The 13,464-nt window shown below is 60.7% G+C and carries 16 protein-coding genes; all 16 read left to right on the plus strand.

Features of this window, described 5'->3' with window-relative positions:
- The first annotated feature begins 56 nt into the window (after nt 1-56).
- On the plus strand, nt 57-1,328 hold the full coding sequence (locus sake_RS05770; RefSeq protein ID WP_129359806.1) for a sensor histidine kinase: 1,272 nt from the start codon (nt 57-59) through the stop codon (nt 1,326-1,328).
- On the plus strand, nt 1,325-2,035 hold the full coding sequence (locus sake_RS05775) for a response regulator transcription factor (protein WP_178945598.1): 711 nt from the start codon (nt 1,325-1,327) through the stop codon (nt 2,033-2,035). Before sake_RS05770 ends, sake_RS05775 begins: the two co-directional genes overlap by 4 nt.
- Before the next feature lie 219 nt (nt 2,036-2,254).
- Nucleotides 2,255-2,692, plus strand: a complete 438-nt coding sequence (gene rpsP / locus sake_RS05780) for a 30S ribosomal protein S16 (protein WP_129359804.1) — start codon at nt 2,255-2,257, stop codon at nt 2,690-2,692.
- A 2-nt stretch (nt 2,693-2,694) separates the two neighbouring features.
- Nucleotides 2,695-2,937, plus strand: coding sequence for an RNA-binding protein (locus tag sake_RS05785; protein WP_129359803.1), 243 nt, complete (start codon nt 2,695-2,697; stop codon nt 2,935-2,937).
- 124 nt (nt 2,938-3,061) lie between these two features.
- Complete coding sequence (rimM, locus tag sake_RS05790; protein ID WP_129359802.1) at nt 3,062-3,640, plus strand: ribosome maturation factor RimM; 579 nt, start codon at nt 3,062-3,064, stop codon at nt 3,638-3,640.
- Nucleotides 3,637-4,461 (plus strand): tRNA (guanosine(37)-N1)-methyltransferase TrmD, encoded by an 825-nt coding sequence (gene trmD, locus sake_RS05795; RefSeq protein ID WP_129359801.1) that lies wholly within the window; start codon nt 3,637-3,639, stop codon nt 4,459-4,461. Before rimM ends, trmD begins: the two co-directional genes overlap by 4 nt.
- A 240-nt stretch (nt 4,462-4,701) precedes the next feature.
- Complete coding sequence (gene rplS / locus sake_RS05800) at nt 4,702-5,052, plus strand: 50S ribosomal protein L19 (protein ID WP_129359800.1); 351 nt, start codon at nt 4,702-4,704, stop codon at nt 5,050-5,052.
- A gap of 5 nt (nt 5,053-5,057) precedes the next feature.
- Nucleotides 5,058-5,723 carry a signal peptidase I gene (gene lepB, locus sake_RS05805; RefSeq protein WP_371811955.1) on the plus strand — a complete coding sequence of 222 codons (666 nt, stop codon included), beginning with the start codon at nt 5,058-5,060 and terminating at the stop codon, nt 5,721-5,723.
- Nucleotides 5,724-5,782: 59 nt separating this feature from the next.
- Nucleotides 5,783-6,571, plus strand: a complete 789-nt coding sequence (gene lepB / locus sake_RS05810; protein WP_129359799.1) for a signal peptidase I — start codon at nt 5,783-5,785, stop codon at nt 6,569-6,571.
- Nucleotides 6,568-7,332: a ribonuclease HII gene (locus sake_RS05815; RefSeq protein WP_243155745.1), complete on the plus strand. Its 765-nt coding sequence runs from the start codon at nt 6,568-6,570 to the stop codon at nt 7,330-7,332. The genes lepB (sake_RS05810) and sake_RS05815 overlap by 4 nt, the downstream gene beginning before the upstream one ends.
- 152 nt (nt 7,333-7,484) lie before the next feature.
- A complete protein-coding gene (locus sake_RS05820; protein WP_178945599.1) occupies nt 7,485-7,856 on the plus strand; it encodes a YraN family protein in 372 nt (123 codons plus the stop codon).
- Nucleotides 7,856-9,391 (plus strand): YifB family Mg chelatase-like AAA ATPase, encoded by a 1,536-nt coding sequence (locus tag sake_RS05825; protein WP_178945600.1) that lies wholly within the window; start codon nt 7,856-7,858, stop codon nt 9,389-9,391. Before sake_RS05820 ends, sake_RS05825 begins: the two co-directional genes overlap by 1 nt.
- A 162-nt stretch (nt 9,392-9,553) precedes the next feature.
- Nucleotides 9,554-10,723: a DNA-processing protein DprA gene (locus sake_RS05830; RefSeq protein WP_178945601.1), complete on the plus strand. Its 1,170-nt coding sequence runs from the start codon at nt 9,554-9,556 to the stop codon at nt 10,721-10,723.
- A 104-nt stretch (nt 10,724-10,827) separates the two neighbouring features.
- On the plus strand, nt 10,828-11,676 hold the full coding sequence (locus tag sake_RS05835) for a uroporphyrinogen-III synthase (RefSeq protein ID WP_165000976.1): 849 nt from the start codon (nt 10,828-10,830) through the stop codon (nt 11,674-11,676).
- Entirely contained in the window at nt 11,673-12,623 is a 951-nt protein-coding gene (locus sake_RS05840) for a tyrosine recombinase XerC (RefSeq protein ID WP_255411249.1), read from the plus strand. The genes sake_RS05835 and sake_RS05840 overlap by 4 nt, the downstream gene beginning before the upstream one ends.
- A gap of 182 nt (nt 12,624-12,805) precedes the next feature.
- The gene (locus tag sake_RS05845) at nt 12,806-13,312 is read left to right on the plus strand and encodes a DUF3145 family protein (protein ID WP_129359794.1); all 507 of its coding nucleotides are present in this window, start codon (nt 12,806-12,808) and stop codon (nt 13,310-13,312) included.
- The last annotated feature ends 152 nt before the right edge of the window (nt 13,313-13,464 follow it).

A 13,464-nucleotide genomic window follows, 5' to 3' on the forward strand; every position in this document is an offset into this window, starting at 1 on the left:
ACGATGTCCTTCTGGCGCTCCTGCTTGTTTGCACGAGCGTCTTGACCCTTACGCTCATGCAGAGTTTCGGAGGAGGCGCGGGAGACGGCCGACCGAGCACGGCCGCCTATATCGGCGCAGGGGTCACTCCGTTGTGTCTGGTGGTCCGTCGCCGTTTTCCTCTGATCACGTTGATCGTCGCGAGCGCGGTGTTCGTCCCCATGTTCTACATGGCGACCACCGTTTCTGTGTCCGTGGTTTTCCAAGTCAGTTACTTCACAGCGATTTACACGGCGGTGGCTTGGTCTCGGAGTCGGCGTGCCGTATGGGTCGTTAACCTGGTCGTGGTGGTCAGTTTCACCTCCTGGCTGATGCTCACATGGGTTGGCTCGGAGGACATCCTGCACGACCTTCAAGAAAACGGTGCTGAGCCCGCGGGGCCCTTTGACCCGGTTCTGGCCTATGCGGTCTACGCGACGGCCATCAATCTCGCTTACGTGTGTGGTGCGGCGGCCTTCGGCCGTGCGTCATGGCGCGCGGCGCTGCGGCGTTATCGTCTGGAGGGACAGGCTCGGACCATCAGAAGCCAGTCCCACCGTCTCGCCCAGAATGCAGTTGCGGAAGAACGCCTCCGCCTGGCCCGCGATCTCCATGACTCGATCGGACACCATTTCACCGGTGTGGGGCTTCAAGCTGGAGGAGCGCGTCGCATTCTTGCCGCCGGCGACGACGGCAGGACGGTGCGCCTCAACGAGGCGCAGTCGAAGCTTGTCAGGGATTCTTTGGAAGCCATCGAGACGAGCACGCGCGAGGGCATTGGGGAACTGCAAACCGTGCTCAGACTGCTGCGCGAATCCGACAACCGCGACGAGTACGTCGGAACTGTGACAGGCGAGAGCAAGACGATCCAGGATCTTCCTCAACTTGCGAAAAATTTCGAATCCATGGGGTTGAGGGTCCGACTATCCGTATCCGCCGAGGACGGGAAAACCCTTGAGGGGCCGGGTCTCTCGGCGATTCTTCACCACGGGGTCTATCGGATGGTCCAGGAATCACTGACCAACGTGCTCAAGCATTCCGATGCGACCGAGGCCCAAGTCCTGTTACGGGCGTCGTGGACAACCAACGAGCTCGAGGTCGAGGTGGCCGATCGTGGCAACCCTGTGCGTCCCGAGGACCACGGCCTGGCCCCCAGTACGGGCTCGGGCCTGCGTGGGGTGGAAGAACGCGCATCTGTTCTCGGCGGTAAAGCCGTCTACGGTCCGCTGACCCCATGGCCCGGTTGGAAGACCCGGTTCACGGTCCCACTTCATGATGCCCAACCGTCCCCCGAAAAGGAACCGGCATGATCCAACCGTTGCGGATATTCCTCGTCGACGACCAAACCGTGGTCCGCTCGGGATTTTCTCTCGTGCTCTCCGTCGAGCCTGGGATCGAGGTTGTGGGACAAGCGGCCAACGCTCAATCCGCGTTGGATCAATTGCGCGAGCAACCTGTAGACGTCGTGCTCATGGACATCCAGATGCCTGGAATGAGCGGTCTCACGGCCACCCGACATGTAGTCCAGGAGGGCCTCGGGAAGGTCATCATGCTCACGACCTTCGATCGTTCGGACTACCTCTTTGGCGCCTTGGAGGCCGGGGCGAGCGGTTTTCTCTTGAAGACCGCGAGCGCCGAAGACTTGGTGACGGCGATAGAAGCCGTGGCCGGCGGTCAGGCTCTGCTGAGCCCCGAAGTGACCCTCCCATTGATCCAACGCATCGTGGAGGAACCCTCGGGCTCCGGAGTGACAGACAAACCTCCCGCGGAGGAGTCTCAGCATCGAACCATGTATCCGGAGGACCTTCTGGCGGTCGAAGCCCTTTCGCAGCGCGAAAAGGAAGTCCTGACCCTGATGGCCCAGGGGAAGTCGAACTCCGAGATTGCCGACGATCTCTTCCTCGGTTTGGCAACCGTCAAGACTCACGTGTCACGGATTTTCGCGAAAACCCGTAGCAGAGACCGTGTCCAGGCTGTCATCTTTGCCTACCGGACGGGCTTGGCCCAGCCGTCGTGAAGCTCCGGTCGTCCATCGCGTGACGCACCCGACGTCGGCGCCGGATTTCTCCTGCTGGTCAACCGTGGTTGCCTCTGGCATACTTGACGGGTACTCGATGTGCGCGGCCCCTCTCACCGTGCAGCATTTGGTCCGCAGGTTCCTGACTGACAACCCCGCCCCACGGGTAGCTGACGTAATAGGAACCGACCTTGTATAGATACAGGAGAGTCCACACAAGTGGCTGTAAAGATTCGTCTGAAGCGTCTGGGTAAGATCCGCGATCCCCGCTACCGTATTGTCGTTGCCGATTCCCGCACCAAGCGAGATGGCCGCGCAATCGAGGAGATCGGCATCTACCAGCCGACCGAGAACCCTTCACTGGTTGAGCTCAATTCCGAGCGTGCTCAGTACTGGCTGTCCGTCGGCGCTCAGCCGACCGAACAGGTTCTGGCACTGCTCAAATTGACCGGTGACTGGGCCAAGTTCAAGGGTGAGGGCAACGCAGAATCGACCGTCAAGCCGGTCGAGGCCAAGCCCGAGTTCCAGGTCCCGGAGAAGGATTCCGTGGTCATTCCCGAGGCCATCACTCCCAAGAGTGAAGAGAAGGCCGAGGCTGCTGAGTCTTCCACGGAAAAGGCCGATGAGGCCGAGACCAGCGAAGAGTCTGCTGAGTAATTATGCTTTCCGAAGCTCTGGAGCACCTCGTGCAGGGGATCGTTGATCATCCCGAAGACGTCGAAGTTCGCTCGCGTTCGGGCCGACGGGGTCAAACCCTCGAGGTCCGGGTCAATCCGGAAGATCTCGGACGCGTCATCGGGCGTGGTGGTCGAACGGCCAAGTCTGTTCGCACCGTGATCGGTGCCCTGGCTGACGGTGAGCAGGTTAGGGTCGACGTGATCGATACCGATCGGCGTCGATAGCATGCTTTGCGGCATTTAGCCGCGCTAACAGGCCCGTTTCCGCCCGTGTGGCGGAAGCGGGCCTGTTATATTTCCGGTGTACGGCGTGGGCCGTTCGCTGCCCATCAGGAAGGAGAAAGACGCGGTGCAGGTTCAGGTCGCAAGAATCGGTAAGCCTCACGGGATTAAAGGGGAAGTCACGGTTCAGCTGTACACGGATGATCCTTCGACGCGCCTGATCAAGGGGTCCGCAATCGAGGTTGAACCGTCGACCGTTCTGGCCCCGAACGGGTATCTAACGATCAACTCCGTCCGGTGGAATAAGAGCGTCATGATTCTCGGATTCGACGAGGTCAGGTCCCGGAACGATGCGGAAACGCTGCGCAACCACAAGCTCATGATGGAGACGGAGGGAGCGGAAGATACGGCGGGGTATTACGAGCACGAGCTCAAGGGCCTGGATGTTTACTCCGTACCCTCGCCGGAGGTCACCGAGCTGACTAACCGTATCGGCCGGGTTGCCGCTTTGACGACCGGACCGACACAGGATTTGCTGGTCGTCGAGCTTGAAGACGGCAGTGAGGCGCTCATTCCGTTCGTCGAAGAAATCGTGCCGGACGTGGATCTCGAGGACGGCTTCGTCGTGGTGTGCCCTCCGCCTGGTCTCCTTGAGCTGAACGTCGCCGACGAGGCCCCCGACGAGGCCGAAGGCGATTCCGAATGAATCCTCGTTACGATGTTCTGTCGATATTTCCCGAATACCTGCAACCTCTGGAGCTGTCCCTCATCGGCAAGGCTCGTCGTTCTGGGCTGTTGCATCTGTCTGTCCGTGACCTCCGGGAGTTCACCACTGATCGGCACCGCACCGTGGACGACACTCCTTACGGCGGTGGTGCCGGCATGGTCATGAAGGCCGAGCCATGGGCGCAGGCTTTCGAAGCCGTACTGGATGCGTCGCCTCAGTCTTCCCGAAGTTCCGACGATGCCGTTTCGGATGACGGCGCGGATCCGCGCCCGTTGCTGGTGGTCCCTTCTCCCGCTGGATCGGTCTTTACGCAACGCATGGCCGAAGATTTTGCGAGAGAAGAGCACGTAGTCTTCGCATGCGGCCGATACGAGGGTATCGATGAGCGCGTTCTCGAGTGGGCGGGTGAGAGATTCCGAGTCATGCCCGTGAGCCTTGGGGACTATGTGCTCAACGGGGGAGAGGTCGCGGTCTTGGCCATGATCGAAGCCACGGCGCGGTTGCTTCCCGGTGTGATCGGCAACCCCGAATCTCTGGTCGAAGAGTCCCACGCTGACGGTCTTTTGGAATATCCGGTTTACACCAAGCCGGCCGTGTGGCGTGACCGGGAGGTCCCGGAGATTCTTCTATCCGGAAATCACGCGGCAATCGCTCGAGCGCGGCGGGACTGGCAATTGGAGCGGACCGTACGACGGCGCCCGGACCTGATCGAATCCGTGCCTGCCTCCGGGTGGGACCGGAAAGACCGCGCGGTTCTCGAGGCCTTGGCGGTCGAACGTGACGAGAGCGATACGGAATAACCGCGGCCACGGTCCGTGTCTGTGGAACTAGCCTCTGGACTGTGGCAAAATGAAAAATTGCGCCGTCTCCGGGCACGCCCCTGCCGCAGGGGGAAGAGCGACCTGACGGAAGACGGCACCAAGACACCAATCATGTCTTGGCTGATACATCACTTCGGAAGCATTTTCGGGTCAATCCCGGAAGCCTCCGTCGTACCAATCAGTCGGTGGCCTGCGGCATCGATTGAGGAGAATATCGTCATGCAGACTCTGGATTTCATTGACCAGAAGAACCTCCGCACGGACATCCCGGACTTCGGCCCGGGTGACACCGTGGACGTTCACGTGAACATCATCGAGGGCAATCGCTCCCGTGTCCAGGTCTTCCGCGGTTACGTGGTTGGCCGACAGGGTGCGGGCGTTCGCGAGACCTTCACCGTTCGCAAGGTCTCCTTCGGTGTAGGCGTGGAGCGTACGTTCCCGGTTCACTCCCCGATCTTCGACAAGATCGAGGTCCAGAGCCGCGGTGACGTTCGTCGCGCCAAGCTGTACTACATGCGTGACCGTCACGGCAAGGCTGCGCGTATCCGCGAGAAGCGCGACAACGCATAAGGTTCTTGACGAACCCGTCGCAGGCCGTTGCTACGGCCGCAGACTCGAAGCGCCGGCTCCCGTGGGGGAGCCGGCGCTTGGTCGTGGTGGCCCTAGTCATAGCCGTCCTGATCATGGTCCTCGTCCGAGGCTTGCTTCTCGAGGTCTTCTACATTCCCTCTGCTTCCATGGAGCCGACGCTCCAAGAACACGATCGTGTCGCAGTATGGCGTCCGGGCAGCAATCATCCGAATCGCGGCGACATCGTCGTCTTTGACGGAACCGGATCTCTTGCTCCTTACGACTCCGGCGCCAATAAGCTCACGGACACTATTGGCGAAATCGGCTCGTGGCTCGGTGTCGGGACTCGTCAAGGCGTGTACGTCAAGAGAGTGATCGGTGTACCTGGTGATCACGTGCACTGTTGCGCGGCCGACGGCCGCATCACCGTCAACGGGCAACCCAAGGATGAGCCTTACATCATGCAGGGCGACGCACCATCCGGGACCAGATTCGACGTCGTCGTGCCTGAGGGCAGGATGTGGGTCATGGGCGACCACCGCTCGGATTCCAACGATTCCAGGTCTTTGATTGCTGCCCCGGGCGGCGGTCTGATCAAGACGGACAAGATCATTGGGCGGCCCGTCGCCGTGATCTGGCCACTGAACCGGATATCCCAAATTGATCGCTGAGCGCGAGGGCGGTCAGTAGACTAAACCCAGACCATAGCAAGTGAGAGAAGGACACCTCTATGACACCTGGCCAGCATTCCGCATCCGGTGAGCCCGCGGACGGATCCCCGGACTCGGTGCAACCTTCCTCCCATGCGGCACGGGACAAGAAGGGAAAAGAAGAACCCCAGGGCCTCTGGCCAAAGATCAAGGAAGTACTGCTGGTCATCGTCTATGCGTTGATCATCGCTTTCATCGTCAAAACGTTCCTGATTCGCGGTTTCTACATCCCCTCGGGGTCCATGGAAAACACGTTGGAGCTCAACGACAGAATTTTCGTCAACGTCGCGGGAAACTACTTCAATGACCCCAAACGCGGCGACATCGTGGTCTTCAAGGACACACAGCACTGGATTCCGGAGAACCAGAACCCTGCGAGTACCAATCCTGTGCGCGAGGCGCTGTCCTTCGTTGGGGTGCTTCCAGATTCGTCACAGAATTACCTCATCAAACGAGTCATCGGGCAAGGCGGTGATCACGTCAGCTGCTGCTCTTCCGATGGGAAGGTCGAGGTCAATGGAAAGCCTATTGACGAGTCCTCGTACCTCTATCCGGGAGCACAACCCTCGGATTTCCCGTTCGATGTGACTGTCCCGGATGGTGAGTACTTCGTCATGGGTGATCACCGTAATGCCTCGGCCGACTCTCGTTACCACATCCAAGAGGGCAATGAATTCGTGAAGAAGAAGGACATCGAAGGACGAGCATTCACGATCGCTTGGCCGGTGAGCCGCTGGACGTGGTTGTCTACCCCGGACGATGTCTTCAAAGACATCCCCAGTTCCGAGGCGAGCCACGGCGGCCAATGATGACCACGAAAAAGACGTCAGCTTACGCTGAGGGCGCCGACCTCAGTGTTGAACGACGTCTTTTTGGTCAGGGGCACCTCGGCGTCATCGGGATGGACGAGGTCGGGCGCGGCTCACTGGCCGGTCCCGTGACCGTTGGTGCCTCGTGGGTCCCTGCTGATGCGGTGCTGGAAGTCCCGGGCCTCACGGACAGCAAGGTGCTCAGCGCCCCGAGGCGTGAAGCGATGGTCCCTGCTATCAGGTCGTGGATTCATGTTGAGACTGGATCGTCTTCACCCGAGGAAATCGACGCGCTCGGTATGACACAGGCGTTGCGGCTCGCGGGTTTACGCGCGATGAACAAGGTGGCCCTCGCCGTCGGTGAGGACCGTATGAACTCTTCGGCCGTACTGTTGGACGGAAAACACGACTGGTTGACTCGTGTGGCGGATCTGCTGTCCTTGACGGAGCCGGATCCCGTGACTGAGCGCATGGACGGCGCCGTCGGGTGGGAATTGCCAGTGACAATGCAGGTCAAGGGTGATTACCGGTGCGCGAGCATTGCCGCGGCGAGTGTGGTTGCCAAGGTCGAGCGTGATTCGGTGATGCAGTCGCTGGCGCTGAAGTATCCCGCCTACGGTTGGGAGGGGAACAAGGGTTATGGCTCTTCGTCTCATCGTGCGGCCCTGGACGCCGATGGTCCGTGTGCGCTGCATCGTCTCTCGTGGTCTTTGGGCGTGTCGTCGGAGCAGTTGCGGGCGGCCTGGGGCAGCCGAGGCTGACCCGGTTGTTCTTTCTTGGCGATCGTGTTGGATCGTCCACCGAAGTCTGGTTGCCATGAATGTGTGTGACTTCTCCACAGTTGTTTGATTCCGCCCCGAGTTGAGGATCCGCCGGGGTCTTGATGTCGCATCCTTTCTGTGGGAGGTAAGACATGGACGAACGGGCGAAGATCGGTCGGTGGGGCGAGGACCTTGCGGCGGCCGTCTTGGAAATTCGTGGTTGGAAAATTGTGGACAGGAACTGGCGTCCTGATCCACGTGAGACTTCTGTCCGAGGCGAATTGGACATCGTTGCATCGGATCGTGGGCGTTTGGTGATCTGCGAGGTCAAAACCCGTTCGTCACTGGAATTCGGACATCCTTTCGAGGCTATTGGTCCGGCCAAGACCAAAAAACTTTGCCTGCTGGGAAATTTGTGGGCTCGCGAAACAGGGATCTATCCGGGTGGTCTTCGCGTGGATGCTGTTTCGGTGGTGGGTGGCCCGCGGTGTTTCTCCCTGGAGCACAGGGAAGGCGTGATCTGATGGGGTTCGCGCGTACCTTTTCGGTGGCTCTGTTAGGGCTGAGCGGCCACATGATTGAGGTTGAGGCCGATATCGGTCAGACTCTGCCTGCATTTGTCCTGTTGGGCCTTCCCGATACTGCTCTCATGGAGTCCAGAGAACGTATCCGTTCTGCTGCCAAGAACTCCGGTATGCCTTTGGTCCCTCGAAAAATCACGGTGAGTCTGACGCCTGCGACCTTGCCGAAGACCGGGTCTGCATTTGATCTGGCCATCGTGATGGCAACAGTCCAAGCCTCGGGGTACGCCCGTCCGACGGAGGAATACGTGTTCTTGGCCGAGCTGGGTCTGGACGGTTCGCTGCGTCCCGTGCCCGGGGTTTTTCCCGCGGTCAACGCCGCGGTAGGGGCGGGGTATCCACGTGTGGTGGTCGCATCGGAGAATCGCGCGGAAGCGGAGCTTGTTCCCGGTGCCCGGGTTTACTGTTTCGAAGCGTTAGCTGACGTTTTGGAATGGTCGGGGGCCGAACCGTCCAAACTCGTGCGACCACCCGCCCGCCGGAGTCCCTTGGATCCTGCTGTGGAAGGCCACGTGACCCCGGATCTTTCCGATGTGCTCGGCCAGGAGCAGGGCCGTTGGGCCCTGGAGATAGCCGCGGCCGGCGGTCACCACCTGTCCATGGTCGGACCACCGGGTTCGGGAAAAACCATGCTGGCAGAGCGGTTGCCCGGCATCCTCCCGCGTTTGGACGCCGAGGCCTCGCTTGAGGTTACTGCCGTGCACTCGATTGGTTCGCAGAAGTCGCGCGTGAATCAACTGATCGTGGATCCCCCGTGGGAGGCTCCCCACCACACTGCCTCGTCGGCGGCGATCGTGGGCGGTGGCAACGGGATTCCTCAGCCGGGCGCGATTTCTCGCGCTCATCACGGAGTACTCTTCCTCGACGAAGCTCCCGAATTCAGGCGCGGTGTCCTCGATGCACTCCGGCAACCCTTGGAATCCGGATGGGTCACAATAGATCGGGCGAGGGCGAGCGCTCATTACCCCGCGAAGTTCCAACTCGTTGTTGCGGCCAATCCGTGCCCCTGCGGCCGATCCAGTGGGATGGCGGACCGGTGCACGTGTTCGTCACGGGAACGTCGAACATATTTGTCGAAGCTTTCGGGACCTTTGGCGGATCGGATCGACATGCATATCACGATCCCCAAATTGTCCTCAGCGGATATTGCCGCTCGTGGCCCGGCCGAGGGGTCGGCAGAGGTTCTTGCGCGGGTTGTCCGAGCGCGACAGGCGGCCCGTGAGCGACTTGGACCGCTCGGGATTTCAACCAACGCGCAACTGCGCGGGAGGCACCTTCGTCATCAGCTCAGGTTGTCGCCGAAGGTCTTAGGCTCCTTGACCCGTTTGCTGGATCGGGGAGACGTAACCCTCCGCGGATGCGACCGTATCCAGCGTGTCGCGTGGAGTCTCGCCGATCTGGCCGGCGTGGGATCCCCACGAATCGAGGACATCGATGCGGCAATCGGGCTCCGGATCGGCTCCGGGGCGAAGTTCTAAAAGAGCGTGTTCGAGAGAGGAAAAGGAACTATGCATGACCGGACACCTGGGCGCCATGCCGAAGTGGATACAGCACGGCCGAAAACACACGATCGGGACCGGCAAATGCGAAACGCGCGAATACAGCTGATGCATATTTTCGAGCCGCAAGATTGGGCTGGCATGACACTGATCGAGAGCCTAGGTGCCGACAACGCGTACCGGATCGTGGCAGAGAGGAGAGGACTGACAGAGGAGGAACTCGCCTCGATCGAGGCGAGTTCACCCGAAAGAATGGGCTCCGTCACGGGAAACAATTTTCTCAACGCGAGACGCCGATGGGCCAGCCGAGCTCCGCTCGAAGACCCCGAGATACTGGAGCGGACCATGAACAGGCATGGTGCATGGCTGGCAACTCCGGAAGACGAAGACTGGCCGGAGGATCTGCGGAATCTCGGTCCTCTGCAGCCCATAGGCCTGTGGGGGCTCGGCGACCGGATCGGCCTGAACCGTCCGGCGGAATCGAACGTCGCGTTCGTGGGTTGTCGAGACTCCACTCCGTACGGCAATTCCGTCACGTCGCATCTCGCGGGTGATCTCGCCGCGGAAGGATACGGGATCCTTTCGGGGGCCGCATTCGGGATTGACGCGGCCGCGCACAAAGCCGCGATGACGACGGCCACCAACCGCCCCAGTACTGTGGCCTTTCTGGCCTGCGGGATAGATCGGTCCTATCCGCGGGCGCACGAGGGCCTCCTCCGCGACATAGCTGAGAGCGGCCTCGTGCTAACTGAGGTCAATCCAGGTTGCAGCCCTATGAGACATCGCTTCCTTCAACGCAACAGACTGATAGCGGCCATGTCGACCCTGGTCCTGGTGGTCGAGGCCAGATGGCGTTCCGGAGCCCTTAACACCGCTCATCATGCCTCGGATATGGGACGTCCCGTCGCAACGGTTCCAGGCTCAGTTTTCAGCGCCCAGTCTGCTGGATGCCACCGGCTGCTGAAAGAGACTCCCGCTTACATCGTGACCTCAACGGAGGATGTCAGGCAATTGCTGCCTGCTTCCTCGCCCCCGACAGGAGATGGGGGAGCACCGCCGGTTCGTGCTCTCCCCGGTGAGGCGTCGGACTTCATCGCTTCCAGTGCGAGTGACACGCATTGCGACCTGACCCAAGTACAACAATTGGTTCGGGATGCATTGCCCTTCGGGCATCCCGTGCGGCCGGAAAGACTATGTGCGGCAGCAGGCCTCGACATTCGAGACGTCATTCCTGCCCTGGCGCAGTTGGAGAGTAAAGGCATGGCGGAGAACGTGGAAGGGCTGTGGAGATGCGCGCGAGTCCAGTCATGAGCTCGGTGTCGGAACGACGCCTCGTCATTGCTTCCGAAGCGGGTGGGTACAGTAGTTCAAGCCCCCTGGGTTCATTTCCACCAACTGGCGAGGAGAATGGCGACATGTCCGAAAGCAGCAGCGATCAGCCGGTGCGTATTCACGTTACGGCGCAACGACGCGCCGACGACATAGAGTCTTCCCTCAGCCGTAAAGGCATTCAGGTCTTTCACTGCCCGTCGATCATCACCACTCCCGTCTTGGAAGACGAGGACCTACCGGGCATTACCCGGAGAATCATCGAGTCCCCGCCCGATCTGGTCATTGTGACCACGGGCGTGGGGTTGAGAGGGTGGTTGGCCGCTGCAGATCAGGCCGGCCTCAAAGAGCCTCTCCTGGGTGCCCTGCGTGGGGCACGTTTTTTGGCTCGGGGCGCCAAAGCCAACGGAGCGATCCTCGCCGAGGGGCTGAACGTGGAGTGGGTATCCCAGAAGGAAACGGCGGACGATGTGGCTCGTTATCTTGAGGGGGAGGACCTCACCGGAACAAAGGCCGTCGTCCAGCACCACGGCATGGGTGCCGACGGTCTCGACGATGTCGTACGTTCCCTGGGAGCCGAGGTCACGCCCGTCGTCACGTACAAGTACGCGGAATCCGCAGATTCCGACGCCATCCGCCGAAGCATCATCGACGCGACCACGGGCGAACGGGTCGGCGTGCTGTTTACCTCAGCAGGGGGAGCAGAGGCGTGGATGCGACACGTCTCTGCTCAGGAGCGAGAGGCTTTGCGTCGCCTTTCGGCGGACGCCACGACGGGCCTTTTCGCCGTCGGATCAGTCACGGCACAGCCGCTCCTGGATGCGGGTCTGACAGCGATCGTCCCGCAAAGGTTTCGACTCGGAGCGCTCTTGAAGCGTGTCGCCATGTGGGCAGAATCTTTCCCCGAGGCCTCTTTGGGGGAAACAACGTCGTGAAAAAACGAGAAGCCAGTCCGCGCACACGTGAGCTCGGAGAGGAATTCGCACAAGCTTTGGGCGGATTCGAGAATTACCTCGTGTATGAGAAAGCCCGTAGTCCTGAAACGGTTCGGGCCTATTCATCGGATCTGAAAGACCTGTTCCTATCGGTTCAAGAGGCCGGTGCGGATTCGCTCGGGCAGATCGAGCTCGAGGAGCTTCGCAACTGGCTTGCGGAGGGGTACCAACGTGACGAAGCTCGAAGCACCATGGCTCGCAAAGCGTCCAGCGTTCGCTCCTTCTTCGCCTGGGCCGAGGGCCGAGGCATTGTCACGAACAACCCGGCGGCCCGGCTCAAATCGCCCCAAGGCCGAAGATCCCTCCCCAAGGTCCTGAGTGGGCAAGACATGAAGGAAATCCTGTCCCTTCTCGAACATGATCTCAAGCAAAGGCCGGGAAACCCTCATGTCCTTCGTACGATCGCCGTGGTCGAGCTGCTCTACAGTGCGGGTCTGCGAATTTCGGAATTATGCGGGCTGGACCTTTCGAGTATCAACGCGGAGCGCAGAACAATCACCGTGGTCGGCAAGGGCGATAAACAACGAACGGTACCCCTCGGGCTGCCCGCGATGAAATCTGTTGAGGCCTGGTTGGAGTCCGGTCGGACGCAATGGGTCAAGGGCGCTCAAAGCGCTCTGTTCGTAGGCACGAGAGGAACCCGTGCGGGGCAACGCCAGATTCGGGAGGACTTGAACGAGATCCTGGCGCGGGCCACGAGTACCGGCGCGTCGGGGGCACACGTCTTCCGACACACCGCGGCGACTCACATGGTTGACGGGGGTGCGGATATACGGGCAGTACAGGAAATGTTGGGCCATTCAACTCTTGCAACAACCCAGATCTACACCCATGTCTCGGTCGACCGGCTCGCCAAGACCTACCGCAGGGCTCACCCCCGGGCGTAAAAGAGGCAGGCCCACTGGCCGTCACGAACACCGAGCCTGGGAATTCGCCGTTCATCTGCGACGGGGCTTTGTGCTCCGCACCATGATCGGGCACAATGGTGATCGTTGAGGAATGACTCATCAGAGCGAACCGCTAACAGATCGTAGGGGAAGACGTATCTGTCGATTACAGGGGAGCTACTGTGAGCATGATTCCGACTCAGGGGGTTCTGCACGTACACGCAGCCCCGAAAGCGTTGTGCCCTCATATTCGTTGGGCGCTAGAATCCGTGGCTGGTCAGTCAACGGATCTTCAGTGGTGTGACCAGACGGCTACCGTGGATCAGGTCCGGACGACCCTCGAATGGGAAGGGCCTCAGGGCACTGGCGCGCTGATAGCTTCGGCGCTTCGTCGTTTGAAGAACATCCGCTTCGAAGTCTTCGAAGACGCCAGCCCCGGAGCCGACGCAGGACGGTGGGCCTACACGCCGGAACTCGGTATCTTCTACGCGATGATTGATTCGACGGGCAATACCGTCATCACCGAGGATCGCGTGCGTTATGCCTACGAGGCCGCTCGCGGTGACGCCACAGCGCTCCTCCGCCAGTTCTCGCTGGCACTCGGTGAAGCATGGGATACCGAACTCGAACCGTTGCGTGCCTGCGCGACCGAACCTTCGAACGTCAGATATCTCCACCGAGTCGGCTGAGACACGGTCTCTCGGCAGCCCACGGCCCCACAAACCCTAGACTTCCCGCGCCGCAACGCATCAAGGGACGACGACGCCCGGACAGGTGATCCTGTCCGGGCGTCCTCGTCTTTATTTGAAAGCACCGGCCCGCCAGGGACCGGCCCTTGGAC

The sequence above is a fragment of the Kocuria sp. TGY1127_2 genome (assembly GCF_013394385.1).
Lineage (GTDB): Bacteria > Actinomycetota > Actinomycetes > Actinomycetales > Micrococcaceae > Rothia.

Bases quoted from the DNA above. Each gene is read 5' to 3' on its own strand.
- sake_RS05775 (WP_178945598.1), top strand. From the start codon at position 1,325: ATGATCCAACCGTTGCGGATATTCCTCGTCGACGACCAAACCGTGGTC.
- sake_RS05835 (WP_165000976.1), top strand. From the start codon at position 10,828: ATGTCCGAAAGCAGCAGCGATCAGCCGGTGCGTATTCACGTTACGGCG.
- trmD (WP_129359801.1), top strand. From the start codon at position 3,637: ATGAATCCTCGTTACGATGTTCTGTCGATATTTCCCGAATACCTGCAA.
- sake_RS05785 (WP_129359803.1), top strand. From the start codon at position 2,695: ATGCTTTCCGAAGCTCTGGAGCACCTCGTGCAGGGGATCGTTGATCAT.
- sake_RS05825 (WP_178945600.1), top strand. From the start codon at position 7,856: ATGGGGTTCGCGCGTACCTTTTCGGTGGCTCTGTTAGGGCTGAGCGGC.
- sake_RS05770 (WP_129359806.1), top strand. From the start codon at position 57: ATGCAGAGTTTCGGAGGAGGCGCGGGAGACGGCCGACCGAGCACGGCC.
- lepB (WP_129359799.1), top strand. From the start codon at position 5,783: ATGACACCTGGCCAGCATTCCGCATCCGGTGAGCCCGCGGACGGATCC.
- sake_RS05830 (WP_178945601.1), top strand. From the start codon at position 9,554: ATGACACTGATCGAGAGCCTAGGTGCCGACAACGCGTACCGGATCGTG.
- rplS (WP_129359800.1), top strand. From the start codon at position 4,702: ATGCAGACTCTGGATTTCATTGACCAGAAGAACCTCCGCACGGACATC.
- sake_RS05815 (WP_243155745.1), top strand. From the start codon at position 6,568: ATGATGACCACGAAAAAGACGTCAGCTTACGCTGAGGGCGCCGACCTC.
- sake_RS05820 (WP_178945599.1), top strand. From the start codon at position 7,485: ATGGACGAACGGGCGAAGATCGGTCGGTGGGGCGAGGACCTTGCGGCG.